The organism is Actinoplanes sp. NPDC048988 (assembly GCF_043197815.1).
In the GTDB taxonomy this organism is placed as follows: domain Bacteria; phylum Actinomycetota; class Actinomycetes; order Mycobacteriales; family Micromonosporaceae; genus Actinoplanes.
In genome coordinates this window covers 689,260-710,467 of sequence record NZ_JBICTW010000001.1, presented here as the reverse complement: position 1 = coordinate 710,467, position 21,208 = coordinate 689,260, and the positions used below count along the sequence as shown (strand labels likewise).

The 21,208-nt window shown below is 77.4% G+C and carries 2 protein-coding genes; both read left to right on the top strand.

The annotated features are described in order from the left end of the window. The first annotated feature begins 12 nt into the window (after positions 1-12). Positions 13-5,367 carry a type I polyketide synthase gene (locus tag ACGFJ7_RS03285; protein WP_360242591.1) on the top strand — a complete coding sequence of 1,785 codons (5,355 nt, stop codon included), beginning with the start codon at positions 13-15 and terminating at the stop codon, positions 5,365-5,367. A gap of 36 nt (positions 5,368-5,403) precedes the next feature. Continuing rightward, positions 5,404-21,174 carry a type I polyketide synthase gene (locus tag ACGFJ7_RS03280; protein WP_392640586.1) on the top strand — a complete coding sequence of 5,257 codons (15,771 nt, stop codon included), beginning with the start codon at positions 5,404-5,406 and terminating at the stop codon, positions 21,172-21,174. Positions 21,175-21,208: the final 34 nt, after the last annotated feature.

The following is a 21,208-nucleotide window of genomic DNA, read 5'->3' as shown; positions in this document are numbered from 1 at the left end:
GCGGCGGTCGGGATGGACACCTCACCGGCGGCGGTCGTCGACGCGCTGCGTACGGCACTGCTGGCCAATGAGCGCCTGCGGGACGAGAATGACCGGCTGCGCGGCTCGGCCGCCGAGCCGATCGCGGTGATCGGCATGGCCTGCCGGTACGCCGGAACGGAGGGCCCGGAGGCCTACTGGCGCCTGATCGACCAGGGCGGCGACGGGATGCGCGAGCCGCCGCCCGAGCGCGGGTGGGACATGCCCGCCGACGTGTCACTGCCCGGCGGCTTCCTGCCCGCCGTCCACGACTTCGACCCCGGCTTCTTCGGCATCTCGCCGCGCGAGGCAGCTCTGCTCGACCCGCAGCAGCGGATCCTGCTCGAGACGGCCTGGCAGGCGTTCGAGGACGCCCGTATCGACCCGCGGGAGCTGCGGGGCAGCCGCACCGGCGTGTTCGTCGGCGGCTCCTCGCACGAGTACGTGATGGTGCTCGCCGCCGCTCGGGACAGCGCGGGGCATCACGGCACCGCGGCCGGCGCCAGCGTGCTGGCCGGCCGGATCGCCTACACGCTGGGGTTGCAGGGACCGGCCGTCACGGTCGACACGGCTTGCTCGTCGTCGCTGGTCGGCCTTCATCTGGCGGCGCACTCGCTGCGTACCGGGGAAAGCTCGCTGGCGCTGGCCGGTGGCGTCTCGGTGCTGTTCAGCCCGGGCCTGTTCGCCGAGTTCGCGACGCAGGGCGGTCAGGCCGGCGACGGGCGCTGCAAGTCGTTCGCCGAGGCGGCCGACGGCACCGGCTGGGGCGAGGGATCCGGTCTGCTGGTGCTGGAGCGGCTCTCCGACGCCCGCCGGCACGGCCATCGGGTGCACGCGGTGCTGCGCGGATCGGCCGTCAACGCGGACGGCGCCTCCAACGGCCTGACCGCGCCGAACGGCGCCGCCCAGCAGCGGGTGATCCGCGACGCCCTGGCCGGCGCCGGTCTCACCCCGTGCGATGTGGACGCGGTGGAGGCGCACGGCACGGGCACCCGGCTCGGCGACCCGATCGAGGCGCAGGCGCTGCTGGCCACGTACGGCCGCGACCGCGACCGTCCCCTCTGGCTCGGCTCGGTGAAGTCGAACATCGGCCACACCCAGGCCGCGGCCGGCGTCGCCGGCGTCATCAAGATGGTGCAGGCCCTGCGGCACGGCGTGCTGCCCCGCACGCTGCACGTGGATCGGCCCACCCCGCACGTGGACTGGTCGGCCGGTTCCGTCCGGCTGCTCACCGAGGCGCAACCCTGGCCCCGGGGCGAGCGGCCGCGGCGGGCCGCCGTCTCCTCGTTCGGGATCAGCGGCACCAACGCCCATCTCATCCTCGAGGAGGCGCCGGAGCAGGCCGAGCCCGAGCCCGCGCCGCCGCCCGCGGTCCCGGTGCCGGTGCTGCTCTCCGCGCGGGGCGCCGCCGCCCTCCGGGCTCAGGCCGGCGCCCTGCACGCGGCGCTGACGGCGGGCCCCGAAGCCGGTCTCGCGGCGATCGGCCGGTCCACGGCGCTGACCCGGGCCGCGCTCGAGCACCGGGCGGTGGTGCTCGCCGGCGATCACGAGACGCTGCTGACCGGACTCGACGCGCTGCGCTCGGGCCGGACCGGGCCGGGTGTGGTGACGGGCGAGATCACCGGAGGCCGGCTCGCGTACCTCTTCTCCGGTCAGGGTTCGCAGCGGCCGGGCGCCGGCGCCGAGATGGCCCGCCGGTTCCCCGCATTCGCCGAGGCCCTGCACGAGATCTGCGGTCATCTCGACCCGGAGCTCGACCGGCCGCTGCGCGACGTGCTGTTCGCCGAGCCCGGCTCGGCCGAGGCCGGGCTGCTCGACCAGACCCGCTACACGCAGCCCGCGCTCTTCGCGGTGCAGGTGGCCCTCCACCGCCTGCTCGCCGGCTGGGGGCTCACCCCGGACCTGCTGCTCGGGCACTCCGTCGGGGAGATCAGCGCGGCTCACGTCGCCGGCGTGCTCGACCTGCCCGATGCCTGCGCCCTCGTCGCCGCGCGGGGCCGTCTCATGCAGCGGCTGCCCGAGACCGGCGCGATGATCGCCGTGGAGGCGGCTCCGCACGAGGTCGCCGGCTCGATCGGCCCCGATCTCGACGTCGCCGCGCACAACGGCCCCCGCTCGGTGGTGCTCTCCGGCCGGGCCGAGACGGTGGAGGAGGCCGCCGAGCGCTTCCGGGCCGCGGGCCGGCGCACCCGGCGCCTGACCGTGAGCCACGCCTTCCACTCGCCGCTGATGGAGCCGATGCTCGACGGCTTCCGCGCGGTCGCCGAACGCCTCACCTATCGGCCGCCCACGGCGACGATCGTGTCCACGGTCTCCGGCACGGCCGCCGGGCCGGAGATCGCCACCGCCGGCTACTGGGTGCGGCACGCCCGGGCCACGGTGCGGTTCCACGAGGCGGCCGTCGAGGCGATGGGCGCGGGCGCGCGGAACTGGCTCGAGCTCGGTCCCGGCGGAACGCTGACCGCGCTGGTCCGGGAGATCCACGCGGAGACCGGCGACGACCGGCCGGCCGGCTTCCACACCGCGCTGCGCGGCTCCGGACCCGAGCCGGAGGGCCTGCTGGAAGCGATCGGCGGCGCCCACGCGGCCGGCGCCCGGGTGGACTGGAAGGCCTTCTTCGCCCCCTACGGCGGCCAGATCGTCGACCTGCCCACGTACGCGTTCCAGCGTTCGGCGCATCGCCCGGTGCCGGCGCCGCCGGCGGCCGGGGCGGCCTTGCTCGGGCTGTCCGACGGCGAGCACCCGGTGCTCCGGGGCTGGCTGCCGGAGCCCGGCGACGCCGGCGGAACCCTCACCGGGCGGCTCTCGGTGCGGGACCACCCGTGGATCGCCGACCACGCGCTGCACGGCACGGTCGTCGTGCCCGGCGCCGCCCTGGTGGAGATGGCCGCACACGCCGGGCGGCGGGTCGGATGCGCGGTTGTGGACGAGCTCGTGCTGGCGGCGCCGCTCGTCCTCACCGAGCGCGGCGAACGGCGGCTCCGCGTGACGGCCGGCACCGCCGATCCGGCGGGTCGCCGGCCGGTGACCGTGTACTCGGCGGCCGGTGACGAGGACTGGACCGTGCACGCGACCGGCGTGCTCGGCCCCGAACCGCAAGCCCGGCCGGCCGAGCTTCCGGCGCCGTGGCCGCCGGCCGGGGCGCGCCCGGTCGACGTCGCGGGACATTACGAGGCGGTCATCGCCGGCGGCATGGCCTTCGGGCCGGCCTTCCGCGGCCTCCGGTCGGTCTGGCGGCACGGCGGGGAGGTGTACGCCGAGGTGGCGCTGCCGTCGCCGGACCCGGACGGCTACCCGGCCCATCCCGCCCTGCTCGACGCGGTGCTGCACGCGCTGCCGTACGGCGACTTCGTGGCCGGTGGGCCGGCGCCGCTGGTGCCGTTCGCCTTCCGGGGCGTCCGCCTGACCGGGTCCGGCGCGACCCGCCTGCGGGTGCGGCTGTCCCCGGCCGGCCCGCCCGGTGAGCGCACGATCGCGATCACCGCGGCCGAGCCGGACGGGCGCGTCGTGCTGCACGCCGACGGGCTCGCCGTCCGGCCGCTTCCGGCCGAGCAGGTGCGGGCGGCCACCCCGGACGGCGCCGACCTCTACGAACTGCGCTGGGAACCGGCGCCCGGTCCGCCCGCCCGGCCGGCTGGGGGAGATGCTCGTCCCGAACTGGCCGCGCCCCGGGTCCTGCGGGTGCCGGCCGGTGCACCGGTACGCGCCGCGCTGAGACGTGTCCTCGACGGGCTGCGGGAGTGGCTGGACGACGGCGAGGGCGTGCTCGCCGTGGTGACCCGCGGCGCCGTCGCGACCGAGCCGGGCGCCCCCGCCGATCCGGTGGGCGCCGCGGTCTGGGGGCTGGTCCGGGCCGCCCAGTCCGAGCACCCGGACCGGTTCGTGCTGATCGACGTCGAGGACGACGGCGACGCCACGGACGAGGTGGCGACGGCCATGGCGGCCGGGGAGGCCCAGGTGGCGGTCCGCGGTGGCGCCGCCCGGGTGCCCCGGCTGGTCCGCGCCGTCTGCTCGCCGGCCGCGCCCGGTTCCCCGTACGCCGAAGGCACCGTCCTGGTGACCGGCGGCACCGGCGACCTCGGCGCCCACCTGAGCCGGCACCTGGTGACCCGGCACGGCGCCCGCCGGCTGATCCTGCTCAGCCGCGGCGGCCCGGCCGCACCGGGCGCCGCCGAGCTGACCGCCGAGCTCACCGCGGCCGGCGCCGAGGTGTCGGTCGTGGCGGCCGACGCGGCCGACCCCACGGCCCTGCGCGAGGTGCTGGCGGCCGTGCCCGGCGAGCACCCGCTGCGGGCCGTGGTGCATGTGGCCGGCGTGGTCGCCGACGGGGTCGTGGCCTCGATGACCGAGGACGGCCTGAACGCCGTGCTGCCGTCCAAGGTGGACGCCGCCCGGAACCTGCACGAGCTCACCCGCGACCTCGGGCTCGCCGCCTTCGTCCTCTTCTCCTCGTCGGCCGGGTGGCTGGGCAGCGCGGGCCAGGCCAACTACGCCGCGGCCAACGCGTATCTGGACGCGCTCGCGACGGCCCGCCGGGCCGAGGGCCTGCCCGCCCTCTCGCTGGCGTGGGGCCCGTGGGACACCGGTGCCGGCATGACCGGCCGGCTCACCGGCGCCCAGCGGTCCCGGATGGCCAGGGCCGGGATGCACGCGTTCGCCCCGGCCCAGGCGCTGGCTGCCTTCGACGCGGCCCAGCAGGCCGAGGCGCCCGCCGTCATGCCGCTGCACCTCGACCGGGCGGTTCTGCGCACGCTGGCGCACCGGCTGCCCCCGCTCTTCGCGACGCTGGCCCCGGCCCGCCGGGACGAACCGGGCCCGGCCGTCGCCGAGCCGTCCGGCGCCGCGTGGCCGGAGACGCTGGCGGCGCTCAGCGAACCGGAACGGCAGCGCGTCGTGCTGGATCTGATCCGCTCCCACGTGGCCCGGATCCTGGGCCACGGCGGGCCCGACGACGTCGAGGTGTCGCGCGGCTTCCTCGATCTCGGCTTCGACTCGCTCAGCGCTGTGGAGCTGCGCAACGCGCTGACCGGCGTGACCGGCCTGCGGCTGCCACCGACCCTGCTGTTCGACCACCCCACCCCGCTGGCTCTGGCCCGGCACCTGATCGCCGCCGTGCCCGCCGCCGGACCGGCCACGCCGGTGCTGGACGACCTGTCCCGGCTGGAGGCGGCCCTGGCCGGCCTGCGCCCGGACGACCCGGAGCTGCCCGGCATCGCCGAGCGCGTGGCCGCTCTGGCCGAGCGGCTCTCCTACCGGCCGGCGGCCGAGGTGGACGTCTCGTCGGCCAGCGCCGAGGAGCTGTTCGCCTACATCGACGGGGGCCTCGGGCTGTCCCCCGCCGACGACTGACTCCCGCAGCCCCGCTCATCTGACGAGGACGTGGTAATGGCCAACGAGCAGAAGCTTCTCGACTATCTCAAGCTGGTGACGGCGGACCTGCAGCAGACCCGCCGGCGCCTGGCGGAGACCGAGACGCAGGCGCACGAGCCGATCGCCATCATCGCGATGGCGTGCCGCTACCCGGGCGGGGTGCGCGGGCCCGAGGATCTGTGGGAGCTCGTCGCGGCGGGCGGTGACGCGGTCGCCGGCGCTCCCGGTGACCGGGGCTGGGACCTCCCTGAGGGCGCGGCCAACGGCGCGTTCCTCTACGACGCGGCCGACTTCGACCCGGCGCCGTTCGGGCTCACCGAGGCCGAGGCGCTGGCCATGGACCCGCAGCAGCGGTTGCTCCTGGAGACCTCGTGGGAGGCGTTCGAGCGGGCCGGCATCGACCCGCACTCGCTGCGCGGCAGCGCCACCGGGGTGTTCGCCGGGCTGATGTACCACGACTACGCCTCCCGGCTGCGCTGGGTGCCCGAGCACGTCGCCGGATACCTGGGCACCGGCACCACCGGCAGCATCGCCTCGGGCCGGGTGGCGTACACCTTCGGCCTCGAAGGGCCGGCTCTCACGATCGACACCGCGTGCTCGTCCTCGCTGGTCGCCCTGCACCTCGCGGCGCAGTCGCTGCGCAAGGGCGAGTCGTCGCTCGCGCTCGCGGGCGGGGTCGCGGTGATGGCCACCCCGGCGCCGTTCGTCAGCTTCGCCGACCAGGGCGGTCTCGCCCACGACGGCCGCTGCCGGTCGTTCGCCGCGGCGGCCGACGGCGTCGGCTGGGCCGAGGGCGCCGGCCTGCTGCTGCTGGAACGGCTCTCGGACGCGCGGCGCAACGGCCACCCGGTGCACGCGGTGATCCGGGGCAGCGCGGTGAACTCCGACGGCGCGTCCAGCGGCCTGACCGCCCCGAACGGGCCGTCCCAGCAGAGCGTCATCCGGCAGGCCCTGGCGAGCGCGCGGCTGCGCCCGCGCGACGTCGACGTGGTGGAGGCGCACGGCACCGGCACCCGGCTCGGTGACCCCATCGAGGCGCAGGCGCTGCTCGCCACGTACGGACAGGACCGGCCGGCGGGCGAGCCGCTCTGGCTCGGCTCGGTCAAGTCGAACATCGGCCACGCCCAGGCCGCGGCGGGGGCGGCCGGGGTCATGAAGATGGTGTACGCGCTGCGGCACGGCCTGCTGCCGCGAACCCTGCACGTGGACGAGCCGACGCCGCAGGTCGACTGGGAGTCGGGCGACGTGCGGCTGCTGACCGAGCCCCGCCCCTGGCCGGCGGCGCCGGACCGCCCGCGCCGCGCCGCCGTCTCGTCGTTCGGCATCAGCGGGACCAACGCACACCTCATCATCGAGGAGGCGCCCGCTTCGGAACCATCGGCGACGCCGGCGACGCCGGCGACCGGGCTGATCCCGCCGCTGCTGCTCTCGGCGGCCGGCGCGGAGGCCCTGGCCGGTCAGGCCGCGCGCCTGGCCGAGCACCTGCGGAGCAACCCCGGCGAGCCGCTCGGCGAGGTGGCCCGCTCGCTGGTCGCCACCCGGGCCGCGCTGCGCCACCGCGCCGCGATCCTGCCGGACGGCCGGGAGGCCGCCGTCGCCGGGCTCGACGCGCTGGCCGCGGGCGAGCTGTCGTCCGCAGTGGTCCGCGGCGTGGCCGGACCGGCCAGGGTCGCCATGGTCTTCGCCGGGCAGGGCGCGCAGCGCGTCGGCATGGGCCGCGAGCTCTACGCCGCGGCGCCCGCCTTCGCCGCCGCCCTCGACGAGGTGTGCGCCGTGATCGACCCGATCCTCGGCGAGTCGCTGCGTCAGGTCATGTTCACCGGCCCGGCGGAGAAGCTCGACCGGACCGGCTACGCCCAGCCGGCGCTCTTCGCGTTCGAGGTCGCGATGGTCCGGCTCCTCGGCACGTACGGCGTGCGGCCGGACGCGGTGCTCGGGCACTCGGTCGGCGAGCTGGTCGCCGCGCACGTCGCCGGATCGCTGCCGCTCGAGGAGGCGGCCCGGCTGGTGACCGAGCGCGGCCGGCTCATGCAGCGGCTGCCCGCCGGTGGCGCCATGACGGCGGTCGAGGCGGACGAGGCCGAGGTGGCCGGCCTGCTCGACGGGCGGGCCGATCTCGCCGCGGTCAACGGGCCACGCTCGGTCGTGATCTCCGGCGACGAGGAGGCGGTCGACGCGATAGCGGCCGAGTTACGCTCCCGTGGGCGCCGCACCCGCCGGCTCGCGGTCAGCCACGCCTTCCACTCGCACCGGATGGATCCGATGCTGGCCGAGTTCCGGCAGGTTCTGGCCGGTGTGGAGTTCCGCGAGCCGGGCCCGCTGCTGCTGTCGACCGTCACCGGTGGTGCGGTCACCGCCGCCGACCTGGCCGACCCCGCGCACTGGGAGCGCAACGTGCGCCGGCCGGTGCGCTTCGCCGCGACCGCCGCCGCGCTGCCGTCCGCCGGGCGGTTCGCGGCGGTGCTGGAGATCGGCCCGGACGCGGTGCTCACCCCGATGGTCGAGCAGTGCCTGGCCGGTGCCGACCCGGCGCCGGTGGCCGTGCCCGTGCTCCGCGCCGGCGCCGGCGCCGGCGAGACGCGACACGTCGCGGACGCCCTGGCCCGGCTCTTCGTCGCCGGGGTCGAGGTGGACTGGAACGCCGCGGGACCGCGGCCCGCGTACCGGGCCCTGCCGACGTACGCCTTCGACCGGACAAGGCTGTGGCTGGACGGCGTGCCGCCCGGAGACGCGGAGGGCGCCGCGGCCGCACCGCCGGTGGAGACGGAGTTCTGGGCGGCCGTGGAGCGCGGCGACCTCGACGGCCTGGCCGCCACCCTGACGGTCGGGACAGCCGAGCTGGAGTCGCTGCGCACGCTCGTGCCGGCCCTGTCGGCGTGGCGTCGTTCGTCGCGCGCGGAGGCCGCGGTCGGCGCGTGGCGTTACCGGATCGGGTGGCGGCCGTTCACCCCGGAACCCGGCCATCCGGCCGGCACCTGGCTGCTGCTGGGCACCGAGGGACACGCCGTCCCCGACGGGGATCTCCTCGCCGCCGCCCTGGCCGCCGGCGGCGCCGACGTGGTGACGCGGACCGTCGCGCCCGGCCGCGACGAGGTGGCCGGCGCCCTGCACGAGGTGATCGCCGAGCACGGCGAGCTCACCGGCGTGCTCTCGTTGCCGGCCCGGGCCGGCCTGGCCGCCACGCTCGACCTGGTGCGGCTGCTCGGCGACGAGGGCGTCGGCGCGCCCCTGTGGTGCCTCACCCGGCACGCGGTCGCGGTGGACGCCGCCGACGTGGCGCCCGACCCGGCACAGGCCGAGATCTGGGGCCTCGGCCGGGTGGTGGGCCTCGAGCACGCCGACCGCTGGGGCGGGCTGGTCGACCTCCCGGCCCGGCTCGACGAGCGTACGGCCCGGGCGGTCGCGGCCGTGCTGGCCGACGGGCGCGGCGAGGACCAGGTGGCGGTGCGCGGCAGCGGCGTGCACGTCCGGCGGTTGCGGCGGGCCCCGCTCGACCGGTCCCGGCGGCCGTGGCGTCCGGCCGGCACCGTGCTGATCACCGGCGGCACCGGCGGCATCGGCGCCCACGTGGCCCGCGCTCTCGCGGCCGCCGGCGCGCCCCACCTGCTGCTCGCGAGCCGGCGCGGCCCCGGCGCACCGGGCGTGCCCGAGCTCGTGGCCGAGCTGGCCGGGCTCGGATGCGCGGCCGAGGCGGTCGCCTGCGACATGACCGACCGGCGCGATGTGGCCGCGCTGCTCGCCGGCATCCCGGACGAGCGCCCGCTGACCGCCGTCCTGCACGCCGCGGGTGCGCCGCAGTACCGGCCGGTGGCCGAGCTGGACGCGGCGGCGCTGGCCGAGGTGAGCGCGGCCAAGGTCACCGGGGCCGACCTGCTCGACGAGCTGCTGTCCGACCGCGACCTGGACGCCTTCGTGCTCTTCTCCTCGGCGGCGGCGGTGTGGGGAAGCTCCGGCAGCGGCGGCTACGCCGCGGCCAACGCCCACCTCGACGCCCTGGCCGAGGCCCGGCGCCGCCGCGGCCTGCGGGCCACCTCGGTCGCGTGGGGTGGCTGGGCCGGCGGTGGCATGGTCGACGCGCTCGGCGAGCGGATGCTCGAACGTCAGGGCCTGCCGGTGATGGACCCGGCCCTGGCCGTGTCGGCGCTGCGCCACGCGATCGAGGCCGACGAGACCTGCGTGACCGTCGCCGACGTCGACTGGCCGCGGTTCGCCGCCACCTTCACCCTGGCCCGTCGCCGGCCGCTGCTCGACGAGATCCCGGAGGCGGCGGCCGAGGCCGGCCCCGCCGTCCGCCCGGCGTCGGCGCTGGCCGGCCGGCTCCGCGAGCTGCCCGAGGCCGAGGCGCGCGACAGCCTGGTGCGGCTCGTGCTGGACGAGGCCACCGCCGTGCTCGGGGAGACGGCCGCCGAGCCCGTCGTGGCCTCGCGCGCCTTCCGCGACATGGGCTTCGACTCGATGGCGGCGGTGGAGCTGCGCAACCGGCTGGCCGCCGCGGCCGGTGTCCGGCTGCCGGCCACCCTCGTCTTCGACCACCCGACCCCGGAGCGCCTGGCCGCGTACCTGTTCACCGATCTGACCGGCGCCGCGACCGGAGCGGCCACGACCGCCGCGGCCACCGCCGACACCGGCGAGCCGGTCGCCATCGTCGGCATGGCCTGCCGCTATCCCGGCGGGGTCGCCTCGCCCGAGGACCTGTGGCGGCTCGTCGCCGACGGCACGGACGCGATCGGTCCCTTCCCACGGGACCGCGGCTGGGACCTGGACGGCGCCCCGTACGGCAAGGACGGCGGCTTCCTGGACGGTGCCGGCGACTTCGACCCGCTCTTCTTCGGGATCTCGCCGCGCGAGGCGCAGGCCACCGACCCGCAGCAGTGGCTGCTGCTCGAGACGTCCTGGGAGGCGTTCGAGCGGGCCGGCATCGACCCGCGCACGCTCGAGGGCTCGCCGACCGGCGTCTTCGTCGGCGGCGCCTCGGCCGAGTTCGCGGGCCTGCTCGCCGCCTCCGGCGCCGACATCCTCGGCCACGGCCTGACCGGCACCTCGGCCAGCGTGATGTCCGGGCGCATCGCCTACACCTACGGCCTGCAGGGCCCGGCCGTCACGATCGACACCGCCTGCTCGTCGTCGCTCGTCGCGATCCACCTGGCCATGCAGTCGCTGCGCAACGGCGAGAGCTCGCTCGCCCTGGCCGGCGGCGTGACCGTGATGGCGACGCCGGCCGCCTTCGCCGAGTTCACCAAGCAGGGCGGGCTCGCCGGGGACGGCCGGTGCCGGTCGTACGCCGCCGCCGCGGACGGCACGGGCTGGGGCGAAGGCGCCGGCCTGCTCGTCCTGGAGCGGCTGTCCGACGCCGAGCGCAACGGGCACCGGGTGCTGGCCGTGATCCGTGGCAGCGCGATCAACCAGGACGGCGCCTCCAACGGCCTGACCGCCCCGAACGGCCCGGCCCAGCAGCGGGTGATCGGCCAGGCGCTGGCCAACGCGGGCCTGGCGCCGCAGGACGTGGACGCGGTCGAGGGGCACGGCACGGCCACGACGCTGGGCGACCCGATCGAGGCCCAGGCGCTGCTGGCGACGTACGGGCAGAACCGGGCCGCCGACCGGCCGCTCTGGCTCGGTTCGGTCAAGTCGAACATCGGGCACACGCAGTCGGCCGCCGGTGTCGCCGGTGTCATCAAGATGGTGATGGCGCTGCGGCACGCGACGTTGCCGCCGACCCTGCACGTGGATGAGCCCACCCCGCGGGTCGACTGGTCCACCGGCGCGGTGCGGCTGCTGACCGCCGGGCGGGCCTGGCCCGCCGTGGACCGGCCGCGCCGGGCCGCCGTCTCCTCGTTCGGCGCGAGCGGCACCAACGCCCACCTCATCCTCGAAGAGGCGGCGCCCGGCCCCGACGTCCCGGCCGAGCCCGGTGAGCCGCTGCCGGTGCTGCTCTCCGGCCGCACCCCGGCCGCCCTGCGCCGCCAGGCGCGCCGGCTGCTCGATCACCTGACCGCTCATCCGCCGGCGTCGCTCGCGCGGGTCGCCTACACGCTGGCCACCACGCGGCGCCCGCTGGAGCATCGCGCCGGGATCGACGCCGCCGGCACCGAGCGGCTGCTTCCCGCCCTGGCCGCCCTGGCCGAGGACGCGCCCGCCGCGGACGTCGCCACGGGCGCGGCGGTGCTGGGCAAGACCGTGTTCGTCTTTCCCGGCCAGGGCGCGCAGTGGCCGGGGATGGCCGCCGACCTGATCGGCACCGACCCCGTCTTCACCGAGCGGATGCACGAGTGCGCCGCCGCCCTGGCGCCGCACGTGGACTTCTCCGTGCTCGACGTGGTGCGCGGCGAACCGGGCGCGCCGTCGCTCGACCGGGTCGACGTGGTGCAGCCGGTGCTGTTCGCGGTGATGCTGGCGCTGGCCGAGATGTGGCGGGCCGCCGGCGTGCGCCCGGAGGCCGTCATCGGGCACTCCCAGGGCGAGATCGCCGCCGCGGTCTTCGCGGGCGCGCTGACGCTCGACGACGGCGCGCGGGTGGTCGCGTTGCGCAGCCGTGCCCTGACGGCGCTCGGCGGGCACGGTGGCATGGTGTCGGTGCCCCTGCCCGAGCAGGAGGTGTCGCGCCTGCTCGACGGCCAGGGCAACGCGATCGGCATCGCGGCGGTGAACGGCCCGCGCTCCACTGTGGTCTCCGGCGAGCCGGCCGCCGTGCGGGAGCTGCTGGACCGGTGCGCCGCCGAGAACGTCGCGGCCCGGCGCGTCGAGGTGGACTACGCCTCGCACTCCGCGCAGGTGGAGAGCATGCGCGAGACGCTCGCCGAGCTGCTGGCCCCGGTCACGCCACGCTCGGGTGAGCTGCCTTTGTACTCCACGTTGACCGGCGCGCGCCTGGACGGCGCCGAGATGGACGCCGGCTACTGGTTCCGGAATCTGCGCGACCAGGTGCGTCTGCACCAGGCGGTGGGCGCCGCGCTCGGCGACGGGTATCGCGCCTTCGTCGAGTGCAGCCCGCATCCGGTGCTCACCATCGGCGTCCGCGAGACGCTGGAGGAGTCCGGCGTCGCCGGGTGGGCCGGTGGCACGCTGCGCCGCGACGAAGCCGGCCGGGAGCGCTTCCGGCGGTCGCTGACCGAGGCCTGGGCACACGGCGTTCCCGTCGACTGGGCGAGACTCGCGCCGTGGGGCCGCCGTCCCTCCCTCGACCTGGAGCTGCCGACCTATCCGTTCGAGCACCAGCACTACTGGCTGACGCCCCGGGCCGGGACGGCCGATGTGGCGGCGGCCGGGCTGGTGCCCGCCGGGCATCCGCTGCTGGCCGCGGAGGTCGAGCTCCCGGGCGGGCACGGCGTGGTCTTCAGCGGCACGCTCGCCCGGGGCCGGCAGGCGTGGCTGCCCGCCGGCCCGGCCGGCGCCGTCCTGGTCGAGCTGGTCACGCGGGCCGGTGACCGGTACGGATCCGGGCGGCTGGCCGAGCTGACCGTCCACGAGCCGCCGGCCGTGCCGGACGAGGGCCTGCAGCTCCGGGTGTTCCTGCCCGCCCCGGACGGCGCGGAGGGATACCCGGTGGAGGTGTACGCGCGGCCGGCCGGTGCCGAGGAGGACGCGTGGAGCCGGCTCGCCACCGGCCGCCTCGCGGGCGATCCCGCCGTGCCGGCCGAGTTGCCGTGGCCACCGCCGGAGGCCGAGCCGGTGCCGGCCCCGCCGGGCGTGCGGGCGCTCTGGCAGTCATCCGGCGCCCGGTACGCCGAGGTCGAGCTGACCGGGCGCGAGCGTGAGGAGGCCGCGTCGTACGGCTTGCACCCGGCGCTCCTGGACCGGGCGCTGAGCGTCCTGGACGGTGTCGTGCCGGCCGCCTGGTCGGGTGTGACGCTGCACGCGAGCGGCGCCGACAGCCTGCGGGTGCGGCTCACCACCGGCGCCTCGGGTGCCGTCCGGATCGACGCGGCCGATCCGCTCGGCGCCCCCGTCCTGACCGTCGAGGCGGTGACCCTGCGGTCGGTGGACGACTCGCCGGCCCGGTCGTGGCGCTACCGGGTGCGGTGGCTGCCGGTGCCGGTACCGGCCGCGCCGCGACCGTCCGGTGCCTGGCTCGTGATCTCGTCGCCGGGCTCGGCGACGGACCCGGTCGCCGCCGCCCTCGCCGAAGGCGGCGCCGCCGTCCGCGAGGTTCCCGCGGACCCGGCCGCCCTCGCCCGGGCCGCCGCCGGCACGGAGGTCGCCGGCGTGCTGTTCCGCCCGCTCTCCGGCGACCCGGCCGAGGCCCTGACCGTCCTGCGCGCCCTGATCGACGCGGGTCTCCGGGCGCCGGTGTGGTGGTTGACCACCGGCGCCGTGTCGGCCGGCCCGGCGGACGCGCCGCCGGTGCCCGAGCGGGCGCCGGTCTGGGGCTTCGCCCGGGTCGCGGCGCTGGAACACCCGGAGCTCTGGGGCGGGCTGATCGACATGCCGGCCGACCCCGGCCGGGAGACCGTCGACCGGGTCGTCGCGGTGCTGCACGCCGGAGCCGACGGCGAGGATCAGGTGGCCGTGCGCGCCGAGGGCGTGTACGCGCGCCGCATGATGCGCGCCGCCACGCCGGCTCCGGCCGGGGCGCCGTGGCAGCCGCGCGGCACGGTGCTGGTCACCGGGGGCACGGGCGCGGTCGGCGGGCATGTGGCCCGCTGGCTGGCCCGCTCCGGCGCCGAGCACGTCGTGGTGACCGGCCGCCGGGGGCCCGAGGCGCCGGGCGCCGCCGACCTCGCCCGGGAGCTGCGCGCCGCGGGCGCGGAGGCGACGGTGGCGTCCTGCGACGTGGCCGACCGGGCCGCCCTGGCGGCCCTGCTCGACCGGATCGGCCCGGTTTCGGCCGTGGTCCACGCGGCCGGGACCGGTCAGTTCACGATGATCGGCGACACCGGCGCCGCCGAGCTCGCCGCGGTGCTGTCCGGCAAGGTGGACGGCGCCCGGCACCTCGACGAGCTGCTCGAGGGCCACGAGCTGGACGCCTTCGTGCTGTTCTCGTCGGGCGCCGCCATCTGGGGCAGCGCCGGGCAGGCCGGGTACGCCGCCGCCAACACCTACCTCGACGCGCTGGCCGAGGCCCGGCGGGCCCGCGGCGCGGTGGCCACCTCGGTGGCCTGGGGCAGCTGGGCCGGCGGCGGCATGGTGGACGACGCGGGCGACGCGATGCTGCGCCGCCGCGGCATCCGCCGGATGGACCCCGGCGCGGCGCTGCTCGCGATGCGCGACGCGGTCGACGGGGCCGAGCCCACGGCGGTGGTCGCGGACATCGACTGGGCGGCGTTCGTGCCGAGCTTCACCCTGATCCGCGCCCGCCCGCTGATCTCCGACATCCCTGAGGTGCGCGCCGCGCTGCGCGACGAGCGGGACGGCACCGGCTCCCGGCGGCCCGGCCCGGCCCGCCGGTCGGCCGCGACCTCGGCCGACGTGGCCGGGACGGAGCTCGCGGCCAGGCTGGCGGGCATGCCGCCCGGCGAGCGCCGGCGGCACCTCTACGAGACGGTTCGCGCGCACATCGCCGCGGTGCTGGGCGAGGCGGTCCGCGACGCGGTCGAGCCGGACCGCCCGTTCAAGGCACTCGGGTTCGACTCGCTGAGCGCCGTCGAACTGCGCAACCGGCTCGGCGCGGCCGCCGGTCTGCGGCTGCCGGCCACCCTGGTCTTCGACCATCCGACACCGGCCGCCGTCGTCGATCTTCTCCTCGCCGAGTTCGGCGCGGCCGAGGAGATCGTGCCGGCCGCGGCCGAGGCGCCGGCCGGATCGGCCGAGCCCATCGCCATCGTCGGCATGGGCTGCCGGTATCCCGGGGGAGTGACGACACCGGAGGACCTGTGGCGGCTGGTGGCCGCGGGCACCGACGCCGTCGCGGACATCCCCGCCGACCGCGGGTGGGACCTGGACCGGCTCTACGGTCAGGACGCCGCGGTCCGCGCCACCGGCGGCGGATTCCTCGCCGACGTGGCGGGCTTCGACGCCGCGTTCTTCGGGATCTCACCGCGCGAGGCGACCGTCATGGACCCGCAGCAGCGGCTGCTGCTCGAAACCGCCTGGGAGGCGCTGGAACGCGCCGGCACCGACCCCAGCTCGATCCGCGGCACGCGGACCGGCGTCTTCGTCGGCGGCAGCTCGCAGGACTACGTGGCCCACCTCTCCTCGGTGGCCGACGACGCGGCGGGTCACCTGCTCAGCGGTACCGCCGGCAGCGTCCTGTCCGGCCGGCTGGCCTACGTGCTCGGCGCCGAAGGGCCCACGGTCACCGTCGACACGGCGTGCTCGTCGTCGCTGGTGGCGTTGCACCTGGCGGCGCAGTCGCTGCGCACCGGGGAGAGCACTCTGGCCCTGGCCGGCGGCGTCTCGGTGCTGTTCACGCCGGTGCTGTTCGCGGAGTTCTCCCGGCAGGGCGGGCTGGCGCCGGACGGCCGGTGCAAGGCGTTCGCGGCGGCCGCCGACGGCACCGGCTGGGCCGAGGGGGCGGGCCTGCTCGTGCTGGAGCGGCTCTCCGACGCGCGGCGCAACGGGCGCCGGATCCTGGCCGTGCTCCGCGGGTCGGCCGTCAACCAGGACGGCGCCTCCAACGGGCTGACCGCGCCGAACGGGCCGTCGCAGCAGCGGGTGATCCGCCAGGCGCTCGGCGCCGCCGGCATCGAGCCGGGCGACGTGGACGTCGTCGAGGCGCACGGCACCGGCACGACCCTGGGCGACCCGATCGAGGCGCAGGCGCTGCTGGCCACGTACGGCCGTGAGCGCCCGGCCGAGGCCCCGCTGTGGCTCGGCTCGATCAAGTCGAACATCGGCCACGCGCAGGCGGCCGCGGGCGTGGCCGGAGTGATCAAGATGGTGCAGGCGCTGCGCCACGGGACGATGCCGCCCACCCTGCACGTGGACGAGCCGTCGCCCGAGGTGGACTGGTCGGCGGGCGCGGTGCGGCTGCTGACCGAGCCCCGCGACTGGCCGTCCGGCGACCGGCCCCGGCGGGCCGGTGTGTCGGCCTTCGGCATCAGCGGCACCAACGCGCACGTCATCCTGGAGGAGGCGCCCGCGCCCGTCGGCACGCCGCCGGACACGCCGGCCGGGTCACTCCCGGTCCTGCTCTCCGCCCGGTCCGCCGCCGCGCTCGCCGTGCAGGCGGCGCGGTTGCGCGAGCACCTGCTCGACCGGCCGCAGGACACCCCGGTCGCCGTGGCCGGGGCGCTCGTCGCCGGCCGGGCCCACCTGCGGCACCGGGCGGCCCTGCGCGCCGCCGACCGCGACGGCCTGCTCGCCGCCCTCGACGCGCTCTCCTCCGGGCGGGCCGCTCCCGGCCTGTTCCGCGGGGTGGCCCGCGGCGGGCCGCTGGCCGTCATTCTTCCCGGCCAGGGCGCGCAGCGGCCGGGCATGGGCCGGGATCTGTACGAGCGGCGTCCCGCCTTCCGGGCCGCCTTGGACGAGCTGTGCGGCGCCCTGCTGGCCGCCGGCGGACCGGGCGATCTGCTCGAGGTCATGTTCGCCGCCGACGACGCCCGGCTGCACCGCACCGAATACGCCCAGCCCGCGCTCTTCGCGTACGAGGCCGCCCTCTACCGCGACCTGGAGTCGTCCGGGGTGCGCGCCGACATCGTGGCCGGTCACTCGGTCGGTGAGCTGACGGCCGCGTACCTCTGCGGTGCGCTCGGCCTGGCCGACGCGTGCCGGATGGTCGTGGCCCGCGGCGCCCTCATGCAGCGACTGCCCGGCGGCGGCGGGATGACGGCGATCGGCGCGTCCGAGGCGGAGGTGGCCGCGGTTCTCGCCGCCGAGCCCGGCGTCGGCGGCCGGGCCGGCATCGCCGCCGTCAACGGCCCCCGCTCGGTGGTGGTCTCCGGTGACGCCGACGCGGTGGACGCGGTGGCGTCGCGGCTCGCCGCCCGCGGGCACCGCACTCGCCCGCTCACGGTCAGCCACGCGTTCCACTCCGCACACATGGAGCCCATGCTCGACGCGTTCGCCGAGGTGACCGCGGACCTGACGGTGCACGCGCCGGACCTGACGATGATCTCCACGGTGACCGGACGCGCCGTGGAGGCGGGGACGGCGGCCGACCCGGGCCACTGGCGCGCGAACGTGCGCTCCACCGTGCGCTTCTCGGACGCGCTCGACGCGATCCTCGCCGCCGGGGCCACGACCGTCCTGGAGGTGGGGCCGGCCACGGTGCTCACGTCCGCCGTCCACGAAGCGATCGAGGGCGCGGAACCGGGTCGCCGCCCGGCGGTCCTCAGCGTCGCCCGCTCCGGCCGCGCCGGTCCGGAGTCCGTCCTGGACGCCCTGGCCGGGCTGCACGTCGCCGGCGCACACGTCGACTGGCCGGCGGCGCGCGGCGCCACGGCCGTGGCCGCCGACCTGCCCACCTACCCGTTCGAGCACCAGCGGTTCTGGCTCACAGCATCGGCCGGCGCGGCCCGGGGCGACGTCGCCGCGGCCGGGCTGGGCGCGGTGGACCACCCGGTGCTGAGCGCGATGCTGGATCAGCCGGAGACCGGCGGGGTGACGCTGACCGGCGCGGTGTCGGTCCGCACCCATCCGTGGCTGGCCGACCACGCCGTCGCGGGCGGCGCCCTCTTCCCCGGCACCGCCTTCGCCGAGCTGTTCGTCCAGGCCGGTGACGCGCTCGGGTGCGACCGCGTGCAGGAGCTGGTCCTGCGGGCGCCCCTGCTGGTGCCGGACGACGCGACCGTCGCCCTCCAGGTCACCGTCGGCGCGGCCGGATCCGGTGAACAGCGGCCGGTCCAGGTCTTCGCCCGCGCGGGTGCCGCCGCCGACTGGACGCTGCACGCCACCGGCGCGGTGCGGCCGGGCACCGGCACGACCCGGCCCACCGGCCCGGCGCACTGGCCGCCGCCCGGCGCCGAGCCGGTCGAGCTGGACGGCTTCCACGACCGCATCGCCGAGCGTGGGCTCGCCTACGGCCCGAGCTTCCGCGGTCTGCGGGCGGCGTGGCGCGACCGGGACGGCCTCTGGCTGGAGGCGGCGCTGCCGGTCGAGGCCGGCGGGTTCGCGCTGCATCCGGCCCTGCTCGACGCCGTTCTGCAGGGTGTCGCGCTCGATTCGGCGCGGGACGTCGGCGTCCCGTTCAGCTTCACCGGCCTCAGCGTGCACGCCACCGGGGCGACCACGGTCCGGGCCCGCCTCACCGGCACCGCGGCCGACGGGTTCCACGTGGCGGTGACCGACCCGGAGGGCTCGGCCGTGGCGGAGATCGAATCGCTCGCCCTGCGCGTGCTCGACCCGCGGCGGAGCGCGAACACGGCTGGGCTTCTCGCTCCGGAGTGGATAGTGGCGCCCGGCACCGTCGACGAGCCACCCCGGCGGGAGATGTGGGTGCTCGCCGGCGCGGACGGCCCGGAGGCCGGCCGGCGCCTGTCCGCCGGCGGACTGCTCCTGGTCGAGGATCCGGATCCGGCCGGCGCCCTCGGGCACGGCGTCACCCGGCACGCCGTGGCGCCGGTGCGGCCCGACGCCGCGCTTCCGGCCGGCCCGGCCGGGGTGCACGCCGAGGTCGCGCGGGTGCTGCGGATCCTGCAGGAGTGGCTGGCCGCCGACGTCCCGGCCGGCTCCCGGCTGGTGGTCCTCACCGAGCGGGCGGCGGCCGTGCGGCCGGGCGAGGACGTCACCGGGCTGGCCGGCGCGGCCGTGCACGGCCTGGTGCGCGCCGCCCAGTCCGAGCATCCCGGGCGGATCGTGCTGGTCGACGTCGACGACGTGACCGCCGCGGCCGGGCTGCTGCCTCTCGCCACCGCGACCGCCCTCGCCCTCGACGAGCCCGTGGTCGCCGTCCGGGACGGCGAGATCCGCCTGCCCCGCCTGACCGCGGTGCCCGCCCCGTCATCGCCGGTTGCCCCGCCGGTGCCCTCCGGCACGGTGCTGGTGGTCGGGGCCGGCGGGGCTCTGGGCGGCCTGGTGGCCCGGCATCTGGTCACCGCGCACGGCGCCCGCGACCTGCTGCTGATCGGCCGGCGGGGAGATCGGGCACCGGGCGCGGCCGAGCTCACGGCCGGCCTGACGGCGCTGGGCGCCCGGGTCACCTGGGCCGCCTGCGACGCCGCCGACGCGACCGACCTCGAGAAGGTCGTCGAGAACGCCGAGCCCGCGGTCACCGGCGTCGTGCACGCCGGCGGTGTGCTCGACGACGGCGTGCTCGCCGCGCTCACCCCGGAGCGGCTCTTCCCCGTCCTGCGCCCGAAGGTCGACGCGGCCTGGAACCTGCACCGGCTCACCGAGCGGCACCCGATCTCGATGTTCGTGCTCTTCTCGTCCACGGCCGGGACGTTCGGCACCGCCGGACAGGCCAACTACGCGGCCGCGAACGCCTACCTCGACGCGCTGGCCACCCACCGCCGGGCCCTCGGGCTGCCGGCGCACTCGCTGGCCTGGGGCCTCTGGGACGTCGCCGGCGGCATGGCTGGGCAGGTCGGCGACCGGCGCTGGAAGCGGTCCGGCACCGAGGGGCTCACCCCCGAGCAGGGGCTGTCGCTCATGGACGCCGCGCTCGGCGGCACCCCGCCGGTCGTCGTGGCGGCCCGGCTCGATCGGCGGCACCCGTCAGCCGCGCCGGCACCGGCGCTGCTGCGCGGGGCCGCCCGCACCCGGCCGGTCGCGCGGCCCGATCGGGACGCCCCGGCCGGCCTGCGGACCCGGCTGGCCGGGATGCCCGGCCCGGACCGGATGGCCGCGCTGCACGACGTGGTCCGCTCGGCCGCGGCCGGCGTGCTCGGCCACCCCGGCCCGGCGGCGATCGCCGACGCCGACGTCTTCGCCGAGCTCGGATTCGACTCGCTGATGTCGGTCGAGCTGCGCAACGCGCTCGCCGCCACCACCGGGGTGAGCCTGGCCACCACCGTCGTCTTCGACCATCCGACGATCTCCGGGCTCGCGGCCGAACTGCACGACTCGCTCACCGCCGGCCCGGCCGCCGCGCCGCCCGAGGCGGCCGGTGAGCCGGAGTACGACGGCGACGGCACCACCCTGGCGGCGCTCTACCGCCGCGCCTCCGAACTGGGCGAGTACGTGGACGGCACGACGATGCTCCAGCTCGCGTCCCGGTTCCGGCCGAGCTTCCGCACCGCGGAGGAGTCCACGGTCCGGCCGGAGCTGATCCGGCTGTGTGCCGGCCCGGCCGGCCCGCCGCTGATCTGCTTCCCGTCGCCGACCGTCTTCGGCGGCCCGCACGAGTACACCCCGCTCGCGGCCGAGCTGCGCGGGCGGCGCGACGTGTGGTCGCCGGTCTATCCCGGCTTCGTGGCCGGCGAGCGCCTGCCGGCCGACTTCGCCGCGCTGGTGGACTTCCTCGCCGCCGGGGTGCTGGCGCGCACCGGCGGGGGGCCGTGCACCGTGGTGGGCCGCTCGTCGGGTGGCACGGTGGCCCACCTGGTGGCGGCCCGCCTGGAGGAGCTGGGCGCCCCGGTGAGCGGCCTGGTGCTGCTCGACACGTACCCGCCGAGCAGTTCGGCCCTGCACTACATCCTGCCGGTGCTGCAGAAGTCGTCGCTGGACGCCGAGGCCAAGGTGGGCCCGATGACCGACGTCCGGCTCACCGCGATGGCCGGCTACTTCGGCTTCTTCGGCGAGTGGTCGATGAAGCCGGTCAAGGCGCCCACCGTGCTGATGCGGGCGTCCGAGCTGGTGCCGGCCGACGAGCCGCCGAAGAGCGAGGCCGACTGGCGCTCGTCGTGGCCGCTGGAGCACACCGTGCTCGACGTCCCCGGCAACCACTTCACGATGATGGCCGAGGAGATCGCCTCGACGGCCGCCGCGATCGAGGAGTGGATCGGGCGTACCGCCCAGGACAAGCCCTAGGATCCGGGCGAACGGAAGGGGGCCACCGGCATGC